This window comes from Burkholderia sp. S-53, assembly GCF_025560745.1.
In the GTDB taxonomy this organism is placed as follows: Bacteria; Pseudomonadota; Gammaproteobacteria; order Burkholderiales; family Burkholderiaceae; genus Burkholderia; species Burkholderia pyrrocinia.
In genome coordinates this window covers 2,041,374-2,066,450 of record NZ_CP090483.1, presented here as the reverse complement: position 1 = coordinate 2,066,450, position 25,077 = coordinate 2,041,374, and the positions used below count along the sequence as shown (strand labels likewise).

The 25,077-nt window shown below is 65.7% G+C and carries 22 protein-coding genes; 15 read left to right on the top strand and 7 right to left on the bottom strand.

What is annotated here, in order from left to right; genetic code table 11:
• Window positions 1–228: 228 nt before the first annotated feature.
• From phaC to LXM88_RS14470, 5 genes are all read left to right on the top strand, one after another.
• The gene (phaC, locus tag LXM88_RS14490; RefSeq protein WP_262531948.1) at window positions 229–2,094 is read left to right on the top strand and encodes a class I poly(R)-hydroxyalkanoic acid synthase; all 1,866 of its coding nucleotides are present in this window, start codon (window positions 229–231) and stop codon (window positions 2,092–2,094) included.
• A gap of 98 nt (window positions 2,095–2,192) precedes the next feature.
• The gene (locus LXM88_RS14485; protein WP_213264729.1) at window positions 2,193–3,374 is read left to right on the top strand and encodes an acetyl-CoA C-acetyltransferase; all 1,182 of its coding nucleotides are present in this window, start codon (window positions 2,193–2,195) and stop codon (window positions 3,372–3,374) included.
• A gap of 122 nt (window positions 3,375–3,496) precedes the next feature.
• A complete protein-coding gene (locus tag LXM88_RS14480) occupies window positions 3,497–4,237 on the top strand; it encodes a 3-ketoacyl-ACP reductase (protein ID WP_065499851.1) in 741 nt (246 codons plus the stop codon).
• A 119-nt stretch (window positions 4,238–4,356) separates the two neighbouring features.
• Window positions 4,357–4,923 carry a polyhydroxyalkanoate synthesis repressor PhaR gene (gene phaR / locus LXM88_RS14475; RefSeq protein ID WP_006485265.1) on the top strand — a complete coding sequence of 189 codons (567 nt, stop codon included), beginning with the start codon at window positions 4,357–4,359 and terminating at the stop codon, window positions 4,921–4,923.
• 257 nt (window positions 4,924–5,180) lie between these two features.
• Window positions 5,181–6,188, top strand: a complete 1,008-nt coding sequence (locus tag LXM88_RS14470) for a lysozyme inhibitor LprI family protein (protein WP_262531925.1) — start codon at window positions 5,181–5,183, stop codon at window positions 6,186–6,188.
• Between the two features lie 129 nt (window positions 6,189–6,317).
• Here LXM88_RS14470 and LXM88_RS14465 read toward each other — a convergent pair whose 3' ends face one another.
• From LXM88_RS14465 to LXM88_RS14455, 3 genes are all read right to left on the bottom strand, one after another.
• Window positions 6,318–6,569: a hypothetical protein gene (locus LXM88_RS14465; RefSeq protein ID WP_262531924.1), complete on the bottom strand. Its 252-nt coding sequence runs from the start codon at window positions 6,567–6,569 to the stop codon at window positions 6,318–6,320.
• 556 nt (window positions 6,570–7,125) lie between these two features.
• The gene (locus LXM88_RS14460) at window positions 7,126–8,076 is read right to left on the bottom strand and encodes a hypothetical protein (RefSeq protein ID WP_262531922.1); all 951 of its coding nucleotides are present in this window, start codon (window positions 8,074–8,076) and stop codon (window positions 7,126–7,128) included.
• Window positions 8,077–8,438: 362 nt separating this feature from the next.
• Window positions 8,439–8,585, bottom strand: coding sequence for a hypothetical protein (locus LXM88_RS14455; RefSeq protein ID WP_262531920.1), 147 nt, complete (start codon window positions 8,583–8,585; stop codon window positions 8,439–8,441).
• Between the two features lie 590 nt (window positions 8,586–9,175).
• Here LXM88_RS14455 and rimO point away from each other — a divergent pair.
• The 5 genes from rimO to LXM88_RS14430 all read left to right on the top strand — a co-directional run bounded on the left by rimO (window position 9,176) and on the right by LXM88_RS14430 (window position 14,583).
• On the top strand, window positions 9,176–10,537 hold the full coding sequence (gene rimO, locus LXM88_RS14450) for a 30S ribosomal protein S12 methylthiotransferase RimO (RefSeq protein WP_065499868.1): 1,362 nt from the start codon (window positions 9,176–9,178) through the stop codon (window positions 10,535–10,537).
• A gap of 3 nt (window positions 10,538–10,540) precedes the next feature.
• A complete protein-coding gene (locus LXM88_RS14445) occupies window positions 10,541–11,467 on the top strand; it encodes a sugar kinase (protein WP_262531919.1) in 927 nt (308 codons plus the stop codon).
• Between the two features lie 69 nt (window positions 11,468–11,536).
• The gene (bktB, locus tag LXM88_RS14440) at window positions 11,537–12,727 is read left to right on the top strand and encodes a beta-ketothiolase BktB (RefSeq protein WP_262531918.1); all 1,191 of its coding nucleotides are present in this window, start codon (window positions 11,537–11,539) and stop codon (window positions 12,725–12,727) included.
• A gap of 18 nt (window positions 12,728–12,745) precedes the next feature.
• Complete coding sequence (locus LXM88_RS14435; protein WP_262531917.1) at window positions 12,746–13,288, top strand: hypothetical protein; 543 nt, start codon at window positions 12,746–12,748, stop codon at window positions 13,286–13,288.
• 113 nt (window positions 13,289–13,401) lie between these two features.
• Window positions 13,402–14,583: a cystathionine beta-lyase gene (locus LXM88_RS14430; RefSeq protein WP_262531915.1), complete on the top strand. Its 1,182-nt coding sequence runs from the start codon at window positions 13,402–13,404 to the stop codon at window positions 14,581–14,583.
• A gap of 87 nt (window positions 14,584–14,670) precedes the next feature.
• Here the strand turns inward: LXM88_RS14430 and serB are convergent, their stop codons facing one another.
• Window positions 14,671–15,516, bottom strand: a complete 846-nt coding sequence (serB, locus tag LXM88_RS14425; RefSeq protein ID WP_262531914.1) for a phosphoserine phosphatase SerB — start codon at window positions 15,514–15,516, stop codon at window positions 14,671–14,673.
• 201 nt (window positions 15,517–15,717) lie between these two features.
• Window positions 15,718–16,659 (bottom strand): LysR family transcriptional regulator, encoded by a 942-nt coding sequence (locus LXM88_RS14420; RefSeq protein ID WP_262531912.1) that lies wholly within the window; start codon window positions 16,657–16,659, stop codon window positions 15,718–15,720.
• Window positions 16,660–16,783: 124 nt separating this feature from the next.
• On the opposite strand from LXM88_RS14420, the gene LXM88_RS14415 reads away from it, so the two are divergent.
• The 3 genes from LXM88_RS14415 to LXM88_RS14405 all read left to right on the top strand — a co-directional run bounded on the left by LXM88_RS14415 (window position 16,784) and on the right by LXM88_RS14405 (window position 19,217).
• On the top strand, window positions 16,784–17,800 hold the full coding sequence (locus LXM88_RS14415; protein ID WP_262531911.1) for a zinc-binding alcohol dehydrogenase family protein: 1,017 nt from the start codon (window positions 16,784–16,786) through the stop codon (window positions 17,798–17,800).
• A 159-nt stretch (window positions 17,801–17,959) separates the two neighbouring features.
• Complete coding sequence (locus tag LXM88_RS14410; protein ID WP_262531910.1) at window positions 17,960–18,511, top strand: DUF6013 family protein; 552 nt, start codon at window positions 17,960–17,962, stop codon at window positions 18,509–18,511.
• Window positions 18,512–18,746: 235 nt separating this feature from the next.
• Window positions 18,747–19,217, top strand: a complete 471-nt coding sequence (locus tag LXM88_RS14405) for a PliI family lysozyme inhibitor of I-type lysozyme (RefSeq protein WP_262531909.1) — start codon at window positions 18,747–18,749, stop codon at window positions 19,215–19,217.
• Window positions 19,218–19,256: 39 nt separating this feature from the next.
• Here the strand turns inward: LXM88_RS14405 and LXM88_RS14400 are convergent, their stop codons facing one another.
• Window positions 19,257–20,060 (bottom strand): ABC transporter permease, encoded by an 804-nt coding sequence (locus tag LXM88_RS14400; protein ID WP_262531908.1) that lies wholly within the window; start codon window positions 20,058–20,060, stop codon window positions 19,257–19,259.
• Window positions 20,057–20,758: an ABC transporter ATP-binding protein gene (locus LXM88_RS14395; protein WP_262531906.1), complete on the bottom strand. Its 702-nt coding sequence runs from the start codon at window positions 20,756–20,758 to the stop codon at window positions 20,057–20,059. Before LXM88_RS14395 ends, LXM88_RS14400 begins: the two co-directional genes overlap by 4 nt.
• Before the next feature lie 152 nt (window positions 20,759–20,910).
• Between LXM88_RS14395 and LXM88_RS14390 the strand changes: the two genes are divergently transcribed.
• Window positions 20,911–23,238, top strand: a complete 2,328-nt coding sequence (locus LXM88_RS14390) for an AsmA family protein (RefSeq protein WP_262531905.1) — start codon at window positions 20,911–20,913, stop codon at window positions 23,236–23,238.
• Window positions 23,239–23,370: 132 nt separating this feature from the next.
• The gene (locus tag LXM88_RS14385) at window positions 23,371–24,963 is read left to right on the top strand and encodes an ABC-F family ATPase (RefSeq protein WP_059234068.1); all 1,593 of its coding nucleotides are present in this window, start codon (window positions 23,371–23,373) and stop codon (window positions 24,961–24,963) included.
• Window positions 24,964–25,077 lie beyond the last annotated feature (114 nt).

Here is a 25,077-nt window from a genome sequence, read left to right as displayed (position 1 = left end):
TCGCCGGAACCCTTGTCCCGTCTGTTGCGCACGGATTATCTCCGTGCAGAAATGTTCAGCGGTTTGACATGGCGCTTCACATGGGGAAAACGATAATGATAAAAATACCGCACTGCGGCAGAATCTGGAGACGCCTCTCCAGAGCATGACGACCCGGCTCGCAGCCGGCACGCCGCGCGCGAGCAGGATTTCACGATAGACGCTCACGAATCACCGGTAAGGCAGGTAATGACAGCATCGAAAAATTCGTCGACGTCCGCTCAGGCGGGCACTTTCGCGGGCAGCATGGGATTTGATCCGGCCGCCCAGCCGATGCAGCAGATGTTCGAATCGTGGTTGAACGCGTGGCGCGGTTTTGCGGATCCGGCGCGCGCCGCGACTGCGTCGGCCACCGTTAATCCGTTCGCGACCTTCCAGTTTCCCGCTTCGTTTCCGTTCCAGGTGCCGTCGATGCCCGATCTGGGCAGCATGGCGTCGCCGTTCGCGGGGCTGAAGCTGCCGGTTGCGGCGATTCCGCCCGAACGGCTGCAGACGCTGCAGGCCGACTACGCGCGCGATTGCATGACGCTGATGCAGCAGGCGGCCGCCGCGAAGCTCGAGTCGCCCGAACTGAAGGACCGCCGCTTCAGCGGCGATGCGTGGAAGGCGTCGCCGGCGCATGCGTTCGCGGCTGCGTGGTATCTGCTGAACGCACGCTACCTGCAGGAACTGGCCGACGCGCTGCAGACCGATCCGAAGACGCGCGAGCGCATCCGTTTCACGGTCCAGCAATGGACGGCCGCCGCCGCACCGAGCAACTTCCTCGCACTGAATCCCGACGCGCAGAAATCGATTCTCGAGACGCAGGGCGAAAGCCTGCGGCAGGGGATGATGAACCTGCTCGGCGATCTGCAGCGCGGCAAGATTTCGCAGACCGACGAATCGCAGTTCGTGGTCGGCAAGAACCTCGGGTGTACTGAAGGCGCGGTCGTCTACGAGAACGACCTGATCCAGTTGATCCAGTACACGCCGAAGACGGACAAGGTGTTCGAGCGGCCGCTGCTGATCGTTCCGCCGTGCATCAACAAGTTCTACATCCTCGACCTGCAGCCCGAGAATTCGCTCGTCGCGCACGCGCTGTCGAACGGCCATCAGGTGTTCCTCGTGTCGTGGCGCAATGCGGATGCATCGGTCGCGCACAAGGCGTGGGACGACTACATGAACGAAGGGCTGCTCGCGGCGATCGACGCCGTGCAGCAGGTCAGCGGCCGCGAACAGATCAACACGCTCGGCTTCTGCGTCGGCGGCACGATGCTCGCGACCGCGCTGGCGGTGCTCGCTGCGCGCGGCGAACATCCGGCCGCGTCGATGACGCTGCTCACCGCGATGCTCGACTTCGCCGACACGGGCATTCTCGATGTGTTCGTCGACGAGGCGCACGTGCAGATGCGCGAGCAGACCATCGGCGGCAAGAACGGCACGCAACCGGGGCTGATGCGCGGCGTCGAGTTCGCGAACACGTTCTCGTTCCTGCGGCCGAACGACCTCGTGTGGAACTACGTCGTCGACAACTACCTGAAGGGCCGCACGCCCGCGCCGTTCGACCTGCTGTACTGGAACAGCGACTCCACGAGCCTGCCGGGACCGATGTACGCGTGGTACCTGCGCAATACCTATCTCGAGAACAAGCTGCGCGAGCCGGGCGCGCTGACCGTGTGCGGCGAATCCGTCGACCTGTCGCTGATCGACGTGCCGACCTTCATCTATGGCTCGCGCGAGGATCACATCGTGCCGTGGCAGACGGCCTATGCATCGACGTCGATCCTGTCGGGCCCGCTGAAGTTCGTGCTCGGCGCGTCGGGCCACATCGCGGGCGTGATCAATCCGCCGGCGAAGAAGAAGCGCAGCTACTGGGTCAACGACAGCGACCTGCCCGAAGCCGCGGACGACTGGTTCGCCGGTGCGGCCGAACAGCCGGGCAGCTGGTGGACGACCTGGGTCGAATGGCTCGACCAGTACGGCGGCCGCAAGGTGGCGCCGCCCGCCAAGCTCGGTTCCGCGCAGTTCCCGGTGATCGAACCGGCGCCGGGACGCTACGTGTTGCAGCGCGATTGACGAAAACCGGACAGCGGCGCACGCTGTCCGATGCACCGCAGTTTTTTAACAGGGCCGGTAACGATGCGCCGTGTCGTGCGGGCCTGGAGGAAAGGGAAATGACGGACGTAGTGATCGTATCGGCCGCGCGGACCGCGGTCGGCAAATTCGGCGGCTCGCTTGCGAAGATTGCGGCGCCCGAGCTGGGCGCGACGGTGATCCGCGCGGTGCTGGAGCGTGCGGGCGTGAAGCCGGAGCAGGTCAGCGAAGTGATCATGGGCCAGGTGCTGACGGCCGGCTCGGGGCAGAACCCGGCGCGGCAGTCGCTGATCAAGGCCGGGCTGCCGGCGGCAGTGCCGGGGATGACGATCAACAAGGTGTGCGGCTCGGGCCTGAAGGCCGTGATGCTGGCGGCGAACGCGATCGTCGCGGGCGACGCGGAGATCGTGATCGCGGGCGGCCAGGAGAACATGAGCGCGTCGCCGCACGTGCTGCCGGGCTCGCGCGACGGGTTCCGGATGGGCGATGCGAAGCTGGTCGACACGATGATCGTCGACGGCCTGTGGGACGTGTACAACCAGTACCACATGGGCATCACGGCGGAGAACGTCGCGAAGGAATACGGGATCACGCGCGAAGAGCAGGACGCGTTCGCGGCGCTGTCGCAGAACAAGGCGGAAGCCGCGCAGAAGGCCGGGCGCTTCAACGACGAGATCGTGCCGGTGTCGATTCCGCAACGCAAGGGCGAGCCGCTGCAGTTCGCGACCGACGAGTTCGTGCGTCACGGCGTGACGGCGGAATCGCTGGCGGGGCTGAAGCCGGCATTCTCGAAGGACGGTTCGGTGACGGCGGCGAACGCGTCGGGCCTGAACGACGGCGCGGCGGCGGTGCTGGTGATGTCCGCGCAGAAGGCGGCGGCGCTCGGCCTGACGCCGCTCGCGCGGATCAAGGCGTACGCGAATGCGGGCGTGGATCCGAGCGTGATGGGGATGGGCCCGGTGCCGGCTTCGCGCCGGTGCCTGGAGCGCGCGGGCTGGACGCCGGGCGACCTGGACCTGATGGAAATCAACGAGGCATTCGCGGCGCAGGCGCTGGCGGTGCACAAGCAGATGGGCTGGGACACGTCGAAGGTGAACGTGAACGGCGGCGCGATCGCGATCGGTCACCCGATCGGTGCGTCGGGTTGCCGGATCCTGGTGACGCTGCTGCACGAGATGGCCAAGCGCGATGCGAAGCGCGGGCTGGCGTCGCTGTGTATCGGCGGCGGGATGGGCGTCGCGCTCGCGGTCGAGCGTCCGTAACCGGTCGTCCGTTACCGGCGAACCGAATCCGTGCGCCGGCCGATTGCGGTTTCGGCCGGCGCCACGTGAAGTCAGAGCGGGCCTCCGGCAGCTCTCGAAACCAAGAAAATGGAGTGAGATCTATGTCTCAGCGAATTGCGTACGTAACGGGCGGGATGGGCGGCATCGGCACCAGCATCTGCCAGCGTCTGTTGAAAGACGGCTTCAAGGTCGTCGCGGGCTGTGGCCCGAACTCGCCGCGCCGTGTGAAATGGCTCGAGGATCAGAAGGCGCTCGGGTACGATTTCATCGCGTCGGAAGGCAACGTCGGCGACTGGGACTCGACCAAGGATGCGTTCGACAAGGTCAAGGCCGAAGTCGGCGAGATCGACGTGCTGGTCAACAACGCGGGCATTACGCGCGACGTCGTGTTTCGCAAGATGTCGCACGAAGACTGGACCGCCGTGATCGACACCAACCTGACGAGCCTGTTCAACGTGACGAAGCAGGTGATCGACGGGATGGTCGAGCGTGGCTGGGGCCGGATCATCAACATTTCATCGGTGAACGGCCAGAAGGGGCAATTCGGCCAGACCAACTATTCGACCGCGAAGGCCGGCATCCACGGCTTCACGATGTCGCTCGCGCAGGAAGTCGCGACGAAGGGCGTGACGGTCAACACCGTGTCGCCGGGCTACATCGGCACCGACATGGTGAAGGCGATCCGCCCCGACGTGCTGGAGAAGATCGTCGCGACGATCCCGGTACGGCGTCTCGGCGGGCCGGAGGAAATCGGCTCGATCGTCGCGTGGCTTGCGTCGAACGATTCCGGCTTCGCGACGGGCGCCGACTTCTCGCTGAACGGCGGCCTGCACATGGGCTGAACGCCCGGGCTGCGCGGGCCGGGTGGCCGCGCAGCCGGGTGTGTTCCGAAGGCCCCCGCCTCCCGGATTCGGGCGGCGGGGATTCGTCACTTGCGCTACGCTGCACTGAAAGGCGTTACATGACTACTACAAAGAAGACGGCCGAACGGCTCATCAAGAAGTACCCGAACCGCCGGCTCTACGATACCGAGACAAGCACGTACATTACGCTCACCGACGTGAAGCAACTCGTGCTGGAGCAGGAGGATTTCAAGGTCGTCGATGCGAAATCCAACGAAGACCTGACGCGCAGCATCCTCCTGCAGATCATCCTCGAAGAAGAAAGCGGTGGCGTGCCGATGTTCTCGTCGTCGATGCTGTCGCAGATCATCCGTTTCTACGGTCACGCGATGCAGGGCATGATGGGTACGTACCTGGAAAAGAACATCCAGGCGTTCATCGACATCCAGAACAAGCTCGCGGATCAGTCGAAGAACCTGTACGAAGGCAACGCGATGAATCCGGAAGTCTGGTCGCAGTTCATGAACATGCAGGCGCCGATGATGCAAGGGATGATGACGAGCTACATCGAGCAGTCGAAGAACATGTTCGTGCAGATGCAGGAGCAGATGCAGAACCAGGCGAAATCGATGTTCAGCACGTTCCCGTTCAAGCAGCCGGGTGCATCGGAGCCGGAGAAGAAGTAGCGATTCGCGGCAGGCCGGCCGCGGCGGTGCGAGCCGTCGGGCGTCGGTGCCGCGAAGCAAGGTGGCGCGGATCGGCCGGATCGTGTGCCCGGGCACGACGATGTGCGGCTGCCGCCTGCCGGAAGATATCGCCGACGATCGTTCATGATCGTCGGCACGACATGCTCGCGCCGCCTATGCGGCGGGCATGGCCGTTGTCCTGTCGATCGAGATCCAGTCACAAGCGAATTGAATGACGGGGCACGCCGCGCCCGACGGTGCGCGCTTGTACCGGTGCGGGTGTTTGCCTGCCGCACCCGATACGGCGCGGACCGGGATGTGTCGATGCGGCCTTTGGCGAATCGCCGTTCGGTTCCCGGGCACGACAGCGTGTTCGATGCCGCTTCGATGCGGTGCGGCCCAGAAAAACAAACTCACTGAGAGAAAGCATGCGAGGGATTCGAATGGCATCGGCCGGCAGGCTTGCCGGTCTTGCTGCGATGTTCATGTTCGGCATTGGCCTGGCCGTTCCGGGCTTTGCGATGGATTGCGCGAAAGCCACGCAGCCGATCGAGAAGCGCATTTGCGCGAACCCTGCGCTGCGCGCGGCCGATGCGCGAATGAATTCGGTCTATGCAGGCGCGCTGAAGGCCGCGTCGGACGCCGCTATCCACGACATGCTGGTGCGCAGCCAGCGCCGCTGGATCGATGCGCGCAATAGCCGTCTCCATGCCGATTACGATGGCCATCCGCTGGCCGTCGACGAAGTGCGCAAGGCAATCGACCGGCGCACTGCCGTGCTGGCCGATCAGTCGGATAAAGGGCTGATTGCACGAGCGCTGGCCGAGCGCCAGTGGCTCGCGAAATACACGGGCGGCCCGTTGACCGGTTTCGATGGAAACTGTGATTTCATTCCCGACGATGCGAGTGGTGCGCACGTTTCATATGCATGTTTCGGTGCGGTTCATGTGCAGCATCGTGCGCGGGTTTGCAGCCAGAGCGAGGACTGGGCGACCGGTGCGGTGTATCAATACCGCTCGGTGAGCGCGGCCGACGGCGGGAAGGTGCACCCGGTGGCGTTCTGCGAGGCGCAGGCGCATGGACATGCGTGCGATAACGGGGGCGCGCAATCGGGGTGGATGCGCGCGGGGGTGTCCGGCGACGACAAGCGTGCGTCCGCGCCGGCAACCGGTTTGCCGCAACTCGATGCGGAAATGTGGCCGATCGGCGATGGCGACGATGCGGTGTGGTTTGAGCGGTGTCTGACCGCGGCGATGTTTCCGTGAGTGCAGGACTGGATCGAGCCCGCTTCGGCGGGCTTTTTTACGATCTCGTCGCTCAAGTGATTTCACGCAATGCGGGCCGGGCGTATGCGATTGCCGGCGGCAACGCAGACGGTACCGGCCCGGATTGCCTCACAGTGCCGGGAATCCGTGTTCGTCATCTTGCGGAGGAAGGTCGAGCACGAGCTTGACGGCGCTGTAGTTGGCCTTGAGCGAAAACACGCGGCCGATCACGAGAAACGTCTGCCGCGAATTCTCGAGTTCGACGAAATCGCCCGGCTGCGGCACGTGCGCGCCCTGGTCATAGGAAAAGCTGGTGCTGGTTTGTTCGCCGATGGTTTCGGCAGCGTGCTCGGTGAATTCGATCGTGATGTGGGTGGTCATGCGAGCCCCGTTGGGTAATTGAAGAGAGCGGACGCTGCGATTTTCGCATAGTGACGGGGCGGTTTCGGGGCGATTCCGGCGCGGTGGTGTTTGCCGATCGTGCCCGTCATATCGTTGCGTCGCTCTGAAAGGGACGGATCTGGTTCGGCTGTCGACTCGGGGCGACCGCGCGAGGCGCACATTGACGTCGTGGTCCGTAGCGTCGCAACCGCCGGCTTGGGCTCGCTGACCGCTGAATCGTTGTAACCCCACGCTGTTGACGGCCCGCCTTCACACGCCAGATGTCCCAATCCCCCAAAGCAGGGTTCGTATCCCTCGGGGTGGTCGAAGTTATTAAATATAACCTTGACCAGTATGGCAGTTTGAATTGTGTAGAGACTTGCGCGCGGCCGCGTTGACGGGCAGATGGCTGGCAGCGCCCGCGCTGGTCGCGTCGGCCGATAGCCAAGCTGCAGCTATCGGCCGTATGCGTGCCTGACCTCTTATGCGGACTCGCTAGCGGGCCGGCGGGGATAAGAGACGACCTCGCAAATAATCGCGTTGGCGATGAGTGGCATCATTGTTCTTCCATTGATGCATAGGGGATCGGTTGCTCCAGTTGCCAGTTAATGCCATCGGCCGTCGACGTGTAAAAAATGCTCGAGTCGGAGGCGCTTTGGTGCGCCAAATAAAGCGTGTTGTTAAACACCGTCAATGAAACCGGTTCGGTGGTCTGGGCAACACCCAGGAGAAGTTCCCTCGGAAATTGCCAGTTAATACCATCCGATGTCCATGTGTAATAGATGTTGTTGTTGGAGTCGGGGGCACCTTTATACGCCAGGTAAAGATTCCCGTTGAATGCCGCCATTGCAACAGGCGCGTTGGTCGAGACAATTTCGGGTCGTACGATATTCTCCGTTGCCCAGTTAATACCATCGGACGACGACGTGTAGAAAATTTTGGAGTCGGTGGCCCCTTTATGCGCCAAGAACAACTTCGTGCCAAATGCGGCCAATGCAACCGCCTGGGTGGTCCTGGCGACGCCCGTGAGGACTTGGTTCGGCGATGATGCCCAGCTCGAGCCGTCGAATGTCGTGGTGTAAATGTTGGTGCCGGAGGCCTGTTTGAACCCCAGGTACAGCTTCGTCTTGAAATGCGCCAGTGCGACGGGATTGTCGCTTCTGCAATTCTGAACGCCCCGGTCATTCCCCCATTGTGTGCCATTGGTTGAGTTGTAATAGACTTGGGTGTCGTTCCCGGAGCCTTTGTGAGCCATATACAGATTATTATTGAGTGCTGCTAATGCAATGGCTTGATTGGTCGTGTCGATGTTGTTGACCGGGGCAGGGCGCGTCCAGGTTGTACCATCATATGTCTGGTACTGCATTTTTGTACTACCTTGAGCTTTGTTTACCAAGTACAACTTCCCATTGAGCGTGGCAATTGTAGGCCAATTCGTTGTCTGGGCGGCGGCAGTGGAAATGTCTTGGTTGTTTTCTTCGTCAACAAGCCGGTTTTCGTCATTCATGATATGACCCTCAGGATTATTAATGGAGCTGGACCGGCCGATTTATTTGGGCCGGCACGTGAAATTTGAAAACTCACGTGCAATAAACGTAGTCTTGTTCATGCGGCAGAGCCATTACACTCGATTACGCACCCACGCGATCTGGACGTCGCGCGATCAATGGAGTTGCCGACGCTCGATCACTCGAAGCGCTAAGTGACAGGCATAACGAAAACGGCGCCGAAGCGCCGTTGTTTTCATGCAGAGGCCCGCTTTGATCATCCGCGAAGATATTCACTGCCGATCAGGAAACATCGACAGGACCTGATCGCGTCATCCTGAACTGCGCGTGTGACGTTCGGGCCTGAGTCGATGATGCGGCTTTACATGTCGATCATCGCGAGCGACGCCGGCTCGCCGTCCGGCGTCGCGAGCCGCAACTCGTGAAAGCTGACCGGGCTGATCTCGCCGGTGATCGACGCGACAAACGGCACGTTGTCCGTGCGGGCGATCTCGGTCGGCTTCGTCATTGCCGTGGTGCTCGCTTACGTTCGAATGCGATGATCCGGACCCACGGGTTCATTTCCCGGCGTGGCCGCACGCAGTGTTGATGCTGTTCCACGGAGCGCGGAAACGCTCTCATAGGGACATCAAGTACAGGTCGCCGGTACCGCCGACGCGGCCATCTTGCAGCCAGCAAACGACCGATCGGTAGCGCTTTCAGCCGCTCGCGGTTGTACGCGCGGCCGTCGCTGGCCGTCACAACAGGGAGGCTGGCGTTCATGATCTGCGCGAACCGCGCCTGAGCCTGCAGCCACTTGGTGCGGCTTGGGCGATTCAGACCCTCGACTTCAGGACCAGGTCGGCCGGCACCTCGTTGCCCTCGACGGCGCGCCGGAATACGCCAAGCGCGCGTTGCCTGATGTACCGCTGTCGATAGGCCGACAGGCCCTCGTCCCGGAGAGAACGGGAGGTATCAACCCCCATCCCCCGATCCACCGCCGATCTGGCGGCCCGTCCGATCCCGTACTCCGTGGCCGTTTTCCCCCGCTTGTTTTGCCTCGCCGAACCCTAAATCGCTGTAAACTCACGCTTTTGCTGCCACGCCCCCACATTCCAGATGTCCCAATCCCCCAAAGTAGGGTTCGTATCCCTCGGGTGCCCGAAAGCCCTCGTCGATTCCGAACAGATCATCACGCAACTGCGCGCCGAAGGTTATGAAATCTCCGGCACCTACGACGGCGCCGACCTCGTCGTCGTCAACACCTGCGGCTTCATCGACGAAGCCGTGCAGGAAAGCCTCGACGCGATCGGCGAAGCGCTGACCGAGAACGGCAAGGTGATCGTCACCGGCTGCCTCGGTGCGAAGTCGAGCGCCAGCGGCTCGAACCTGATCGAGGAAGTCCATCCGAAGGTGCTCGCCGTCACTGGCCCGCACGCGGTGGGCGAAGTGATGCAGGCCGTGCATTCGCACCTGCCGAAGCCGCACGACCCGTTCGTCGATCTGGTGCCTGCGGCCGGCATCAAGCTCACGCCGCGCCACTACGCGTACCTGAAGATCTCCGAAGGCTGCAACCACCGCTGCACGTTCTGCATCATCCCGTCGATGCGCGGCGATCTCGTGTCGCGTCCGGTCGCCGAAGTGATGCTCGAGGCCGAGAACCTGTTCAAGTCGGGCGTGAAGGAACTGCTCGTGATCTCGCAGGACACGAGCGCGTACGGCGTCGACGTGAAATACCGCACGGGCTTCTGGAACGGCAAGCCGATCAAGACGCGCATGACCGACCTGGTCGCCGCGCTCGGCGAACTCGCCGCGCAGTACGGCGCGTGGGTCCGCCTGCACTACGTGTATCCGTATCCGAGCGTCGACGAAGTGATTCCGCTGATGGCGGAAGGTCCGTTCAAGGGCCATGTGCTGCCGTATCTCGACGTGCCGTTCCAGCACGCGCACCCCGAAGTACTGAAGCGCATGAAGCGCCCGGCGAACGCCGAGAAGGTGCTCGAGCGCGTGCAGAAGTGGCGCGAGATCTGCCCGGACCTGACGATCCGCAGCACGTTCATTGCCGGCTTCCCCGGCGAGACGGAAGAGCAGTTCGAAACGCTGCTCGACTTCATCCGCGAGGCGGAACTCGATCGCGTCGGCTGTTTCGCGTACTCGCCGGTCGAAGGCGCGACCGCGAACGAACTCGACGGCGCGCTGCCGGACGATGTCCGTGAAGAACGCCGCGCGCGCTTCATGGAAGTCGCCGAGGAAGTGTCGGCGAACCGCATCCAGCGCAAGGTCGGCAAGACGCTCAAGGTGCTGATCGACGAAGTCAGCGAAGAAGGCGGGATCGGCCGCACGGCAGCCGATGCGCCGGAGATCGACGGGGTCGTCTACGTCGAGCCGGCGACGAAGGCGTCGAAGCGCTACAAGGTCGGCGATTTCGTGTCCGTGAAGATCACGGGCGCCGACGGCCACGATCTGTGGGGCGAGGTGTAAGCGATGGCCGCCGCATTTCCGGAGATCCTCGCGCTCGGCGAGGCGATGATCGAATTCAACCAGTCGCAGCCGGGCCGTCCCGAATTCCTGCAGGGTTTCGGCGGCGACACGTCGAACTTCTGCATCGCCGCGGCGCGCCAGGGCGCGTCGACGGGCTTCGTGTCGGCGATCGGTGACGACCCGTTCGGCCGCCTGCTGGCCGACATGTGGCGCGCCGAGCACGTCGACACGACGTACGTGCGGATCGACCGCACGGCGCCGACCGGCGTGTATTTCGTCACGCACGGCGCCGACGGCCATCAATTCGACTATCTGCGCGCGGGCTCCGCGGCGAGCCGCTATGCGGCGGGCGACCTGCCGCTCGACGCGCTGGCTGCGGCGAAGGCCGTGCACCTGTCGGGCATCAGCCTCGCGATCAGCACGGCCGCGTGCGACGCGGCGTTCGCGGCGATCGACCATGCTCGCAGCAACGGCGCGAAGGTCAGCTTCGACACGAACCTGCGCCTGAAGCTGTGGCCGCTGCCGCGTGCTCGCGCGGTGATGCGCGAGGCGCTTCGCCAGACCGACATCTGCCTGCCGAGCTGGGACGACGTCACGGCGCTCACGGGCGCGGACGATCGCGATGCGATCGTCGACGCGATGCTCGAACACGGGCCGCAGGTCGTCGCGCTGAAGCTCGGCAAGGAAGGCGCGTATGTCGCGACGCCGAACGAGCGGCGCGTCGTGCCGGGCTTCGCGGTCGAGGCCCTCGACGCGACGGGCGCGGGCGACTGCTTCGGCGGCGCCTTCGTCGCGCGGATCGTCGCGGGCGACGATCCGTTCGCGGCGGCGCGCTATGCGAACGCGGCGGCGGCGCTGTCGACGACCGGCTACGGCGCGGTCGCGCCGATTCCGCACCGCGATGCGGTGGAGCGCCTGATGCAAGGCTGACGCGGCCCACGCACGCCGGCCACGGCCCCGCACGATCGATTCATTCGAACAGAAGGATGAGGAGGCAACATGCAACGTGAAGTGGTGGTGGTGAGCGGCGTGCGTACCGCGATCGGCGATTTCGGCGGCAGCCTGAAGGACTTCGCGCCGACCGAGCTCGGCGCACAAGTCGTGCGCGAAGTGTTGCAGCGTGCGCAGGTGTCGGGCGACGAGGTCGGCCACGTGGTGTTCGGCAACGTGGTGCACACGGAGCCGAAGGACATGTATCTCGCACGCGTCGCCGCGATCAACGGCGGCGTCGCGCAGCATGCGCCGGCGCTCACGGTCAACCGGCTGTGCGGGTCCGGGCTGCAGGCGATCGTGTCGGCCGCGCAGGGCGTGCTGCTCGGCGATGCGGACATCGCGATCGCGGGCGGCGCGGAGAACATGAGCCGTGCACCGTATGCGATCCCGGCCGCGCGCTTCGGGCAGCGCATGGGCGACATGCGCGCGGTCGACATGATGGTCGGCGCGCTGAACGATCCGTTCCAGACGGTCCACATGGGCGTGACGGCCGAAAATGTTGCTGCGAAGTACGGCATTTCGCGCGACGCGCAGGATGCGCTCGCGCTCGAATCGCACCGCCGCGCGTCGCATGCGGCGAAGTCCGGCTACTTCAAGGATCAGATCCTGCCGGTCGAGCTGATCGGCTCGAAGAAGGGCACGCCGGTCGTGTTCGATCGCGACGAGCACGTGCGCCACGATGCGAGCCTGGACGACTTCTCGAAGCTGCGGCCCGTGTTCGTGAAGGAGAACGGCACGGTGACGGCCGGCAATGCGTCGGGCATCAACGATGCGGCAGCCGCGGTGCTGCTGATGGAGCGCAGCGTCGCCGAGAAGCGCGGCGCAAAGCCGCTCGCGCGCCTCGTCGCGTATGCGCATGCGGGCGTCGATCCGGCCTACATGGGAATCGGTCCCGTACCTGCCACGCAAAAGGTGCTCGCGCGCGCGGGGCTGGCGGTTGCCGATCTCGACGTGATCGAGGCGAACGAGGCATTCGCCGCGCAGGCATGCGCGGTGACGAAGGAGCTGGGTCTCGACCCGGCGAAGGTGAATCCGAACGGGTCCGGCATTTCGCTCGGTCACCCGATCGGCGCGACGGGCGCGCTGATCACCGTCAAGGCGCTGTACGAGTTGCAGCGCATCGGCGGCCGATACGCGCTCGTGACGATGTGCATCGGCGGCGGGCAGGGCATCGCCGCGATTTTCGAGCGAATCTGAAGCAAGGAGCAACGCAAGGTGGGTCGATATTCGGAATGGCAACGGGCGCTCGTCGTCGCAGGCGCGCTGGCAGCGGGCATCGCGCTGCCGGGCGCGGTCGCGGCGGAGGCCGTCGCGCCGGGCGCGCAACACGATGAAGCGGCACCCGCGCGGCCGCTGCGGCCGAATCCCGAATTCGCCCGCCTGCCGCGCTACGAAGGCACACTCGGCGACCGGCCGATCGTCGTGCATCTCGGCCCGAAGACGGACGAGGAAGGCGTGCATGGCGAATACCAGTTCGCCGATACGGGCGAGGTCGTCCTGCTCGCGGGCGATCGCGATGGCGATACGCTCGAGATCGAGGAATCGAACGACGGCACGAACATCACCGGCGTGTGGGTCGGCCGCTTCGACGCGACGGGCGACCTGAAGGCCGACCGGATGAACTCGGACGAATCGGACCCGCAGCCCGTCGTGCTGCGTCTGGCGCCGGGCAAGCGCACGGCGCTGCAGGTGCGCGACGGCCGCGTGCAGGAAATCGAGACGGTGGGCGGCATCGTCAACCTGCGCACCGACGACTGAGCCCGCGCTGGCTCGGCGTGCGCGGCGCGCATTGTACCGGGCCAAATGCGCCGATTTTGGCTAATCTAGCGACATATTCCGCAACCGAACGGCCTTGTGCCCGGCTTCCTTTCATGACTGCATCCACTCCCAAGCGCGCGCTGCAAACCCGCATCGTTCAACCCGACGACGTCATTCCGGAAGGCTTCCGTTCGTTCGTGCCGCCGGTCGCGCGTGCGTCGACGGTCGTGTTCCCCGATCTCGCGACGATGCGCGCGCTCGTCTGGCACAACGACAACCAGTGGCGCTACGGGCTGCACGCGACGCCGACGTCGCTCGCGCTCGCGCAGCGGCTCGCCGAGATCGAGGGCGGCACGCACGCGCTGCTGCAGCCGTCGGGCCTCGCGGCCATCATGAACGTCTATTTCGGGATCGTGAAAGCCGGCGACGACGTGCTGATTCCGCACAACGTGTACGGGCCGAATGCCGATTTCGGCAGCTGGCTCGCCAAGGATTTCGGCATTACCGCGCGCTTCTACGATCCGCTCGTCGGCGCCGGCATCGCCGATCTGATCCAGCCGAACACGCGGCTGATCTGGATCGAGGCACCCGGTTCGGTGACGATGGAAGTGCCCGACGTGCAGGCGATCACGGCGGCCGCGAAGGCGCGCGGCATCGTCACCGCGATCGACAATACCTTCTCGGCCGGGCTCGCGTTCAAGCCGTTCGAGCATGGCGTCGACATCTCGGTGCAGGCGCTGACCAAGTACCAGTCGGGCGGCAGCGATGTGCTGATGGGCGCAACGATCACCGCGAACGCGGAACTGCAAGCAAAGCTGAAGCTCGCGCGGATGCGCTGCGGGATCGGCGTATCGGTCGACGATTGCTCGCTCGTGCTGCGCAGCCTGCCGAGCATGCAGGTGCGCTTCGACGCGCACAGCAAGAGCGCGCTCGCGCTCGCGCAATGGCTGAAGACGCGGCCGGAGATCGCTTCGGTGCTGCACCCGCAGATCGCCGATTGCCCGGGGCACGCGTCGTTCGTGCGCGACTTCACGGGCGCGGGCGGGCTGTTCTCGGTGGTGTTCGACGGACGCTACAGCGCCGAGCAGATCGACCGTTTCGTCGAGTCGCTCGACCTGTTCGCGATCGGCTGGAGCTGGGGCGGCGCGTGCAGCCTCGCGATGCCTTACGACGTCGCGTCGATGCGTCCGGACTGGCCGCATCGCGGCACGCTGGTGCGTTTCTATGTCGGTCTCGAGGACGAAGCCGACCTGCGCGCGGACATCGAGCGCGCGATGCATGCCGTACTCGGCTGATCGCAGGCCGGTAACGTCCCGCGGAAAAACGAAACGCCGGCGCGATGCAAGATCGCGCCGGCGTTTTTCATTCGAGGTCGGGCGGGATCAGAACAGCCGCAGCAGCCCGTCGAGGCCGACGTGATCGAACGCGACCGTCGCCGCGTCGCGCACGACGGGCTTCGCGTGGAACGCGACCGACAGCCCGGCTTCGGCCATCATCTTCAGGTCGTTCGAGCCGTCGCCCATCGCGATCGCGCGGCTCGGCTCGAGGCCGAGCGACGCGCACGTGTCGCGCAGCATGCGCGCCTTCACGTCCGCGTTGACGATCTCGCCGAGCACCTTGCCGGTGAGCTTGCCGTCGACGATCTCGAGCGTGTTCGCATGTGCGTAGTCGAGGCCGAGGCGTGCCTTCAGCCGCTCGGTGAAGAACGTGAAGCCGCCCGACACGAGCAGCGTCTTCATGCCGGCGCCCTTCACGCCGGCCAGCATCGTCTCGGCACCCGGCGACAGGTGCAGCCGTTCCTCGTACACGTGCTCGAGCGCCTGTGCGTCGAGCCCGGCCAGCAGCGCGACGCGGCGCGTGAGGCTTTCGTTGAAGTCGCGGATCTCGCCGCGCATCGACGCTTCGGTGATCTCGGCGACCTGCGTCTTGAGCCCGCAGAAATCGGCGATCTCGTCGATGCATTCGATCGTGATCAGCGTCGAATCCATGTCCATCACGACCAGCCCGAAATCGCCGAGCGTGCGGCCGGCCTCGACGAATGCGAAGTCGAGTGCGTGCGTGCCGCAGTACGCGTCGATGTCGAGACGCTGCGCCGGGTTCGCGTTGTCGATGCGCAGCGCGTGATCGTCGGTCTGCACGATGCGGGTGCCGCGCGACAGCGCGAGCAGCGGTTTGTGATGGGCGTCCGACAGCGGCGCAAGACTCTGGATGACGAGGTTGTGGGTCATGGCGGGATGGTTGGGAGGCGAATGAAACGCGTGCGCGGCCGACGGGCGGCCGCCTGCGGACGCGGCCCCGTTCGGCTGCGGGCCATTGCGTCGCGAACGCGCCATTGTAGCCGGTTGGCCGGGCCGGGCGGTCGCGGCCAGTACGAATCCTGAGGCTCGACTCGAACCGGCACGCCCTCAGCGCGAGCCGAGCGCCGGCACCTATTGCCCGTCCGCACGGTCCCAGTACGGCGGATCGCCGAAATGCCCGGCCAGGAACGCGATGAACGCGAGCGTCTTCAGCGGCACGTGCGCGCGGCTCGGATAGACGGCCCAGATCGCGACGTCGTCCGCGAACGGATAGTCGTCGAGCACCGTGACGAGCGCGCCGCTCGCGAGCAGCGGGCCGACGTCCCAGGTCGATTTGATCGCGATCCCGAAGCCGTCGACGAGCGCTTCGCGGATCGCCTCGCCGTTGCTCGCGACGAGCCGGCCGCCGACCCGCACGGTCAGCGGGCCCTGCGGCGTCGCGAACGACCAGTCGCGCTGGTCGCCGAGGATTACGCACTCGTGCTGCGCGAGGTCGGCCGGATGGCGCGGCGTGCCGTGCTCGGCGAGATACGCGGGCGAGCAGCACAGCACACGGCGGTTCACCGCGAGCTTGCGCGCGACGAGCGTCGAATCCTTCAGCGCGCCGAGACGGATCGCGACGTCGTAGCCGTCGTCGACGAGATCGACGATCTCGTCGGACAGCCGCAAGTCGAGCGACACGGACGGGTAGCGGCGCAGGAATGCGGGAATCACCGGCGCGACATGCTGACGGCCGAACGACGACGACATCGACACCTTCAGCCGCCCGTACGGCTCGCTGCGGCCGCGGCCGACCGACGCGCGCGCGGCATCGGCGGCCGACAGCAGCGCGTCGGCGCGCGCCATGAAGATCTCGCCGTCCTGCGTGAGGCTGATGCGGCGCGTGGTGCGGTGCAGCAGCCGCGCGCCGAGCTGCCGCTCGAGTTGCGCGATGCGCGCGCTCGCGACCGCGGCCGACACGCCGAATTCGCGCCCGGCCGCGGTGACGTTCGCGAGCAGCGCCGCGCGCACGAACAGCGCGACGTCGAGCAGGTCGAGCGGCTTGTCGGGTGCCGGAATCGGATCGAGCGCCATTATTCTGAAATTCCTGAAAATGTTTCAGGAAATATAGCGGTTTTCTCGAAGGATCGGGTTGCCTACGATGACGTTCATGGGGCTGCGCCGCGGCCCGTCCGGTTTCCCTGAAAGGAGTTTCGTGATGAAAGCCGTTGGACTGACCCGTTATCTGCCGATCGACGACCCGCAGGCCTTGCTCGACGTGGAACTGCCGCAGCCCGTGCCTGGGCCGCGCGACCTGCTCGTGAAGGTCGAGGCCGTTTCCGTGAACCCGGTGGACACCAAGGTGCGTGCACCGAAGCCGCAGGTCGAGGAGACGCCGCGCGTGCTCGGCTGGGATGCCGCCGGCACGGTCGTCGCGGTCGGCGCCGACGTCACGCTGTTCCGGCCCGGCGACGAAGTGTTCTACGCGGGCAGCATCACGCGGCCCGGCGCGAACAGCGAATTCCATGCGGTCGACGAACGGATCGCCGCGCTGAAGCCGCGCACGCTCGACTTCGCCGCGGCCGCCGCGCTGCCGCTTACCGCGCTGACCGCGTGGGAAGCGCTGTTCGACCGGCTGCGCGTGTCGCCGCAGGGCGCGGATGCGGGCAAGTCGGTGCTGATCATCGGCGGCGCGGGCGGCGTGGGCTCGATCGCGATCCAGCTCGCGAAGGTGCTCGGCAAGCTGCACGTGATCGCGACCGCGTCGCGGCCGGCGTCGGCCGAGTGGGTGCGCTCGCTCGGCGCGGATGCGGTAGTCGACCATTTCGGCGATCTGCGTGCGCAGTTGCGCGAGGCCGGGCATCCGAACGTCGACTACGTGCTGATCTTCAACGACACGGACCGCCATTTCCCTGCCGCGGCGGAAGTCATCCGGCCGCAGGGCGGTATTTGCACGATCGTCGAGAATGAGAAGCCGGTGCCGGTCGAACTGCTGAAGGCGAAGAGCGCCGCGTTTCACTGGGAATTCATGTTCACGCGCGCGATGTTCGAGACGCCGGACATGATCGAGCAGCACCGGATCCTCGGCGAGGTCGCGCGGCTCGTCGACAGCGGCACGCTGCGCACGACGCTCGGTGAACGGCTCGGCGCGATCAATGCCGCGAACGTGCGCCGCGCGCACCAGTTGCTCGAAGCAGGGCGCACGATCGGCAAGCTCGTGCTGAGCGGGTTCTGAACTGGCAGCGCGCGTAAGGTTGCAACGCCGCGAACGCAAGCGGGGTAACACCCGATGCGTTTGCGGCGCATTGCATGCCGCTTGGCGGTAGACTGGCAACGCATCATGCATCGAAAACCGCGCGGCACGCGCGTGCCGCCGCATTACAAGGAGGTCAGCATGAGCCAACGCAGCTTGTCAGTCGCCGCATCGTGGTCGGCCGTGTTCGCGGCGGCGTGCGTCAGCGCGAGCGTATTCGCGGCGCCGCCGGTCAAGGGCAGCCTGAAGGGCGGCGGTACGGGGCAGCTCGAATACACCGTCAAGGTCGACTCGAAGACCTTCGGCAATACGCAGGAGACCCGCAAGATCCGCTCGGGCGAGACGGACGACTTCAACTGGAAGTCGGTGCCGCCGAGCGGCGCGGTCGCGATGCCGGGCGGCTGCCCGAACGCGGACAACCTGCCGCGCGACGAGAATGGCGCGATGGTGCGCCAGACCCAGGTGCGGCTCGCGCCGTCGGTCGACGCGAAGGGGATCGCGAACGTGCAGATGAGCTTCCAGGCGGCCGCGCCGAAGGGCACGCGCAATGTGACGGCGGGCGGCAAGTCGCTGCAATGCCCGGACGTCGTGTCGGTGAGCCAGGTGAAGTGGGTGTCGATTTCGACCAACGGCGGATCGAAGTCGGTGACGATGAGCGACGGCACGAAGGTGACGGTGTCGATCAAGCGTTGAGCGGCGCGCGCGGGCAGGCGTTTCGTCCGGTGCGCGCGCAACGGATTCGGCTGGCTGGCGAGCAGGGCGGCACGTGACCGTTTCGTGTCGCCGTCACGATGCGTTCCCGCAACTTGCTTGGCAGTACGTTGTTGCGGCAGCGGCTCGCGATGCGAGCGCGTCGCGACCTGCGTGACGTCATGCGGATGTTACGTTACGCTTACGAATGTCATCCTCTTTCCGTAGCGATATCCCGATGAAATTTCGCATACCCATGCTGCTGGCCGCTGCATGCGTCTCTGCGCATGCGCAGGCGGCCGACGATTGCAGTTTCGTGAAGAAGGTCGAACTGCCGTCGCGGCAGCAGGTGGCGGTCGTGTCGAGCGGCGCACTCGAACCGTGCTCGACCGGCAGCTACGCGGTGCGCGTGTATTCGACCGCGCATGCCGCACCCGGCTTCGAGACCGACGATTACGTGACGGGTGCGCTGCATGCGCGCGACGGCACGGTTACCGATGCGTACACGGCCGACCTCGGCGCGCGGGCACCGCAGTCACTTGTCGTGACGACGCGCTCGGCCGGCAGCGGCGGCTATGTCGGCGCGCAGGCCTATGTGACGACACCGCGTGCGGTGCGGCTCGTCGCGTCGGTCGACGGGCTCGCGCCCGACGCGGACATCGCGGCCGCGTTGCGGAAGGCGATCGGCAAGCGCAGCGGCGCGCGCTGACCGCCACCGCGCGAATGCGTCGCGCGGCGCCGCCGCGCGTCAGTGTGTGCGCTCTTCGAGCCGCGCTGCGAGAAAGCGGTGATCGGCCGAGAACAGCCGGCGATAGGTCATCAGCACCGCGCCGACGGTGCCGAGCGCGGACGCCGCGGCAATCAGGAACATGATCACGATCTGGTAGCGCACGGCCTGCAGCGGCGACTGGCCGGCCAGCACCTGGCCCGTCATCATCCCCGGCAGGCTCACGACGCCGACGACGGCCATCTGGTTCAGCGTCGGCAGCATGCCCGCGCGCACGGCCTGGCGCGCGGCGTCCTGCGCGGCTTCCCAGCGTGTCCCGCCCAGCGCGAGCACGGTCTCGACGCGGTCGCGGCGTGCCGTGAGCTCTTCCATCATCCGCTCGACGCCGAGCGACACGCCCGTCAGCGTATTGCCGAGAATCATCCCGAGGATCGGAATCGCGTATTGCGGCGCGTACCACGGATGGATGCGGATCACGACGAACAGGCCGACCGCCGCGACGAACCAGCTGCTGAACCAGATCGACGCAATGCTGTCGACGCGCTGGCCGCGGTACGTGCGCTTGCCGCGTCCCGCGCCGGCGAAGCCGGCGATCAGCGTCATCAGCGCGGTGAGCGGCAGCACGACAGTCCAATGCGGATGGCCGAACACCCAGCCGAGTACATAGCCGATCGCAAGCAGCTGCACGACGGTGCGCACCGCCGCGAGCGCGAGCTTGCGGCCGAGGCCGAGCGACAGTGCCGCCGAGATCCCGCCGTTGACCGCGACGAGTGCGGCGGCAATGCCGACGTCGACGAGGCTCAGGTCCTGCAGTGCCGGGCTCATTGCGTAGCCTCCGCCGGGTTGGCAACGTGCAGCACGCCGGCCTGCATCACGAGCCGCATCGTGCCGATTCGTGCGGCTTGGGCCGGGTCGTGCGAGATCCACATGTACGCGCGCGCGTCGGGCGCCGTGTCGAACCACGCACCGACGAGCGCCTCGATCGCGCGCGCCGATTCAGGGTCGAGCGCGGAGGTCGGCTCGTCGAGCAGCAGCACGTCGGGGTCGAGCTGCAGCACGCGCAGCAGCGCGGCGATCTGCGCTTCGCCGCCCGACAGGTCGCTCGCGCGCTTGTCGAGAAAGTCGGGGCCGCGGCCGGCACGTGCGGCGAGCGCTTCGGCGCGCGCGCGATCGAACGCGACGTCGCGATAGATCGCGAGCGAATACGGATAGCGCAGTTGCGATTCGACGGTGCCGTCCATCTGCGCGGGACGCTGGCGCACGTATGCGACGCTGCGCCGGTAGCGCGGGATCGCGCCGCGCCGGATCCGGCTGCCGCGCCACAGGATGTGGCCGCCGTCGAGCGGATCGAGCAGCGCGAGCGCGCGCAGCAGCACGCTCTTGCCCGACCCGGATGGTCCCGTGATGGCAATTCGCGATCCCGCTGCGAGGCTGAAATCGGTCGGGGCGAGCAGGGTCTTGCCGCTGCTGGCATCGTGCCGCGTGATGCGCTGCGCATCGATGAGGCCGGTGGAGGCTGTCATGTCACAAATGAAAAAAAGCGTTAATGGCGCCGAAACGTCACCATGGCGTGCGTCATAATACCGATTGAAAAGCCGCGGGTGTCGTGCGCCGTTCGTCCACGCAAGCGGCCCGGCATGCTGCGGCAACACTTCAGAACAACAACGGAACCGCCATGACGCTAACCCGAGCCATCGGCAAATCGGCTGCATGGATCGTCGGTATCGTCGCGGTGCTCATCGCGGCGGCCGGCGTCTTTCTTTTCACGTTCGACTGGAACCGCGCGAAGCCGTGGGTCAACGAACAGGTGAGTGCGGCACTCGGCCGCCCGTTCGCGATCAACGGCGACCTCAAGGTCGGCTGGCGTCGCCCCGACGGCGAGACCGGCTGGCGCGCATGGGTGCCCTGGCCGAGTTTTTCGGCCACGCAGCTCGAGATCGGCAACCCCGACTGGGCGAAGACGCCCAAGTTCGTCACGCTCGATGCCGCGCACTTCGATCTCGCGATCCTGCCGCTGCTCGCGCATGAGATTGTCATCCCGTCGATCGACGTCGAGAATCCCGCCGTCGACCTCGAACGGCTCGCCGACGGCCGCAACACGTGGACCTTCCAGTTCAAGCAATCGTCGCAGCCGTCGCCGTGGAAGGTGCGGCTCGACAGCTTCGGCTTCGCGAAGGGCACCGTCACGTATCGCGACGCGATCACGAAGGCCGACCTGAGTGTCGCGATCGATACGCTCGGGCAGCCGATCCCGCTCGGCGACGTGCTGAAGGAACAGGAACAGACGTCGCGTGAGGCGTCCGCGCAGCGTGTTGGCAAGCGCGGCGCCGCGCAGTTGAGCGCGAAGGCCAACGCGGAAGCCGCGTCGAGCGCGTCGGCGGTGCAGGCGGCGAGTGCGGTGTCGGCGTCGGGTGCTTCGGCTGCTTCGTCCGTTGCTTCGGGTGCTTCAGGTTCTTCGGCTTCGACCGCTTCTTCTGCTTCTTCTGCTTCTTCTGCTTCTTCCGCATCGGCGGCGGCGTCCGCCGCGTCCGGCGCAAGCGGCGCCGCGGCACCCGCGAAGCCGTCCGGCCCGACCTATGCGTTCGGGCTGAAGGTCGACGGCCGCTACAAGAACGTGCCGATCAGCGGCACCGGCAAGCTCGGCGGCGTGCTCGCGATCCAGGACGCGTCGCGGTCGTTCCCGCTGCAGGCCGACGTGAAGGCCGGCGACACGCGGCTCGCGATCGTCGGCACGCTGACCGATCCGATGCATCTCGCGGCGATCGACCTGCGGCTGTGGCTGCAGGGCACGTCGATGTCGCACCTTTACCAACTCACCGGCATCACGCTGCCCGACACGCCGCCTTACGCGACCGAAGGGCGGCTGATCGGCAACTTCAAGCGGCGCGCGAGCACGTTCCGCTACGAGAACTTCAACGGCCGCGTCGGCGGCAGCGATCTCGGCGGCACGCTGGTGTACGAGCAGCGCGAGCCGCGGCCGAAGCTGTCGGGCGAGCTCGTGTCGAACCTGCTGCAGTTCTCGGACCTCGCGCCGGTGATCGGCGCGGATACGGCCGCGAGTAAGGCGCAGCGCGGCGACACGACGCGCCAGCCGCCGGGCCGCGTGCTGCCGGTCGAGACGTTCCGCACCGATCGCTGGCGCGCGCTCGACGCGGACGTCAAGTTCACGGGCCGCAAGCTGATCAAGAGTTCGAACCTGCCGATCACGAACCTGTACACGCACATCGTGATGCAGGACGGCGTGCTGTCGCTCGAGCCGCTGCAGTTCGGCGTCGCCGGCGGCACGCTCGCGACGACCGCGCACCTCGACGGCAGCGGCGCACCGCTGAAGGGCCGCTTCACGGTGGCCGCGCGGCACCTGAAGCTCAAGCAACTGTTCCCGACGCAGAAGGTCATGCAGTCGGCGCTCGGCGAGATCAACGGCGACGCGTCGCTGTCGGCGACCGGCAACTCGCCGGCCGCGCTGGCCGCGACGTCGACCGGCGAAGTGAAGGCGCTCGTCACGGACGGCCGCATCAGCCGCCTGCTGATGGAAGCGGCGGGGCTGAACGTTGCGAACGTCGTCTACGAGAAGCTGTTCGGCAACAACGACGTGAAGATCAACTGCGCGGCGATCGACTTCGTCGCGACCAACGGCATGCTCGACCCGAAGGTGTTCGCGCTCGATACGGACGACGCGCTGATCAACGTCGACGGCCCGATCAGCCTGCGCGACGAAACGCTCGACCTGAAGATCCACCCGCATACGAAGGGTTTCCGGATCTTCTCGCTGCGCTCGCCGCTGTATGCGAAGGGCACGTTCAAGAACCCGAACGTCGGCGTCGATGCGGGCGCGCTCGCGCTGCGTGCCGGCGCGATGGTTGGGCTCGGGCTGATCAACCCGTTCGCGGCGCTGATCCCGCTGATCGCGCCGAGCAACAACAAGGACGTGCCGTGCTCGGAACTGTTCGGGCAGATGAAGGAGAAGGCCGCGCAGAAGGCGGCCGCGAAGGCCGGCAAGTGAGGCGGGCGGGCACCGGCGGGTGCCCGGCGCGGAGGGCGGAGTGGCGGGGCCGGAACGGCATGGTCGGCAGTTTCTCCGACACCTGCTAAAATACACGGTTTTCCGTCGATTTATCCTTTAACGGGACCTGCCGTGCTTTCTACTGCCAACATCACGATGCAATTCGGGCCAAAGCCCCTGTTCGAGAACATCTCGGTCAAATTCGGCGAGGGCAACCGCTATGGTCTGATCGGCGCGAACGGCTGTGGCAAGTCGACGTTCATGAAGATCCTCGGCAGCGACCTCGAGCCGAGCGCCGGCAACGTCGCGCTGGAGCCGAACGTCCGTCTCGGCAAGCTGCGCCAGGACCAGTTCGCGTACGAAGACGTGCGCGTGCTCGACGTCGTGATGATGGGCCACACCGAGATGTGGGCCGCGATGACCGAGCGTGACGCGATCTACGCGAACCCGGAAGCCACCGACGACGACTACATGCACGCGGCCGAACTCGAAGGCAAGTTCGCCGAATACGGCGGCTACGACGCCGAGGCGCGCGCGGGCGCGCTGCTGCTCGGCATCGGCATCGAGGAGAAGTTCCACAGCGGCACGATGAGCGACGTCGCGCCGGGCTGGAAGCTGCGCGTGCTGCTCGCGCAGGCGCTGTTCTCGAAGCCCGACGTGCTGCTGCTCGACGAACCGACCAACAACCTCGACATCAACTCGATCCGTTGGCTCGAGCAGACGCTCAACGAGTACAACTCGACGATGATCATCATTTCGCACGATCGTCACTTCCTGAACTCGGTGTGCACGCACATGGCCGACATGGACTTCGGCACGCTGAAGGTCTGGCCGGGCAACTACGACGACTACATGCTCGCATCGGCGCAGGCGCGCGAGCGCCAGGCCGCGGCGAACACGCGTGCGAAGGAGCGTGTGGCCGAACTGCAGGACTTCGTGCGCCGCTTCTCGGCGAACAAGTCGAAGGCGCGCCAGGCGACGAGCCGCGCGAAGCAGATCGACAAGATCAAGATCGAGGAATTCAAGCCGTCGTCGCGCCAGAACCCGTTCATCCGCTTCGAGTTCGAGAAGAAGCTGCACAACGTCGCGGTGGTCGCCGAGGACATCACGAAGAAGTACGAGCGCACGATCTTCCAGAACTTCAACCTGTCGGTGCAGCCGGGCGAGCGGATCGCGATCATCGGCGAGAACGGCGCGGGCAAGACGACGCTGCTGCGTTCGCTGCTCGGCGCACTCGCGCTCGAGCACGGCACGGTGAAGTGGTCCGAGAACGCGAATGTCGGCTACATGCCGCAGGACACGTACGAGGAGTTCCCGAACGACATCACGCTGATGGACTGGATCGACCAGTACCGCAAGGACGGCGACGACGAAACGATGGTGCGCGGCACGCTGGGCCGCCTGCTGTTCTCGTCGGACGACATCAGGAAGTCGGTGAAGGTGCTGTCGGGCGGCGAGAAGGGCCGCATGATCTGGGGCAAGCTGATGCTCGGCCGCCACAACGTGCTGCTGATGGACGAGCCGACCAACCACATGGACATGGAATCGATCGAGTCGCTGCAGATCGCGCTCGAGCAGTTCGAAGGCACGCTGATCTTCGTGTCGCACGACCGCGAGTTCGTGAGCGGGCTGGCGAACCGGATCATCGAAGTGAAGACGGACGGCAACCTGTTCGACTTCGGCGGCAATTACGAGGAATTCCTCACGAGCCAGGGGCAGGAGTAATTGTCCTGAGGCTTTCGTTCATGTGCCGCGGCTAGACAATACGAAGCCGGGCACATAGAGCGAAGCCACAAGAAACGCATCAGGCCCGCATCGACAGCATTGTCGATGCGGGCT

What these genes read in the sequence shown, in the direction of transcription:
- phaC (WP_262531948.1), top strand. Translation starts at nt 229, where the DNA reads ATGACAGCATCGAAAAATTCGTCGACGTCCGCTCAGGCGGGCACTTTC.
- LXM88_RS14485 (WP_213264729.1), top strand. Translation starts at nt 2,193, where the DNA reads ATGACGGACGTAGTGATCGTATCGGCCGCGCGGACCGCGGTCGGCAAA.
- LXM88_RS14480 (WP_065499851.1), top strand. Translation starts at nt 3,497, where the DNA reads ATGTCTCAGCGAATTGCGTACGTAACGGGCGGGATGGGCGGCATCGGC.
- phaR (WP_006485265.1), top strand. Translation starts at nt 4,357, where the DNA reads ATGACTACTACAAAGAAGACGGCCGAACGGCTCATCAAGAAGTACCCG.
- LXM88_RS14465 (WP_262531924.1), bottom strand. Translation starts at nt 6,569, where the DNA reads ATGACCACCCACATCACGATCGAATTCACCGAGCACGCTGCCGAAACC.
- LXM88_RS14460 (WP_262531922.1), bottom strand. Translation starts at nt 8,076, where the DNA reads ATGAATGACGAAAACCGGCTTGTTGACGAAGAAAACAACCAAGACATT.
- LXM88_RS14455 (WP_262531920.1), bottom strand. Translation starts at nt 8,585, where the DNA reads ATGACGAAGCCGACCGAGATCGCCCGCACGGACAACGTGCCGTTTGTC.
- rimO (WP_065499868.1), top strand. Translation starts at nt 9,176, where the DNA reads ATGTCCCAATCCCCCAAAGTAGGGTTCGTATCCCTCGGGTGCCCGAAA.
- LXM88_RS14445 (WP_262531919.1), top strand. Translation starts at nt 10,541, where the DNA reads ATGGCCGCCGCATTTCCGGAGATCCTCGCGCTCGGCGAGGCGATGATC.
- bktB (WP_262531918.1), top strand. Translation starts at nt 11,537, where the DNA reads ATGCAACGTGAAGTGGTGGTGGTGAGCGGCGTGCGTACCGCGATCGGC.
- LXM88_RS14430 (WP_262531915.1), top strand. Translation starts at nt 13,402, where the DNA reads ATGACTGCATCCACTCCCAAGCGCGCGCTGCAAACCCGCATCGTTCAA.
- serB (WP_262531914.1), bottom strand. Translation starts at nt 15,516, where the DNA reads ATGACCCACAACCTCGTCATCCAGAGTCTTGCGCCGCTGTCGGACGCC.
- LXM88_RS14420 (WP_262531912.1), bottom strand. Translation starts at nt 16,659, where the DNA reads ATGGCGCTCGATCCGATTCCGGCACCCGACAAGCCGCTCGACCTGCTC.
- LXM88_RS14415 (WP_262531911.1), top strand. Translation starts at nt 16,784, where the DNA reads ATGAAAGCCGTTGGACTGACCCGTTATCTGCCGATCGACGACCCGCAG.
- LXM88_RS14410 (WP_262531910.1), top strand. Translation starts at nt 17,960, where the DNA reads ATGAGCCAACGCAGCTTGTCAGTCGCCGCATCGTGGTCGGCCGTGTTC.
- LXM88_RS14405 (WP_262531909.1), top strand. Translation starts at nt 18,747, where the DNA reads ATGAAATTTCGCATACCCATGCTGCTGGCCGCTGCATGCGTCTCTGCG.
- LXM88_RS14400 (WP_262531908.1), bottom strand. Translation starts at nt 20,060, where the DNA reads ATGAGCCCGGCACTGCAGGACCTGAGCCTCGTCGACGTCGGCATTGCC.
- LXM88_RS14395 (WP_262531906.1), bottom strand. Translation starts at nt 20,758, where the DNA reads ATGACAGCCTCCACCGGCCTCATCGATGCGCAGCGCATCACGCGGCAC.
- LXM88_RS14390 (WP_262531905.1), top strand. Translation starts at nt 20,911, where the DNA reads ATGACGCTAACCCGAGCCATCGGCAAATCGGCTGCATGGATCGTCGGT.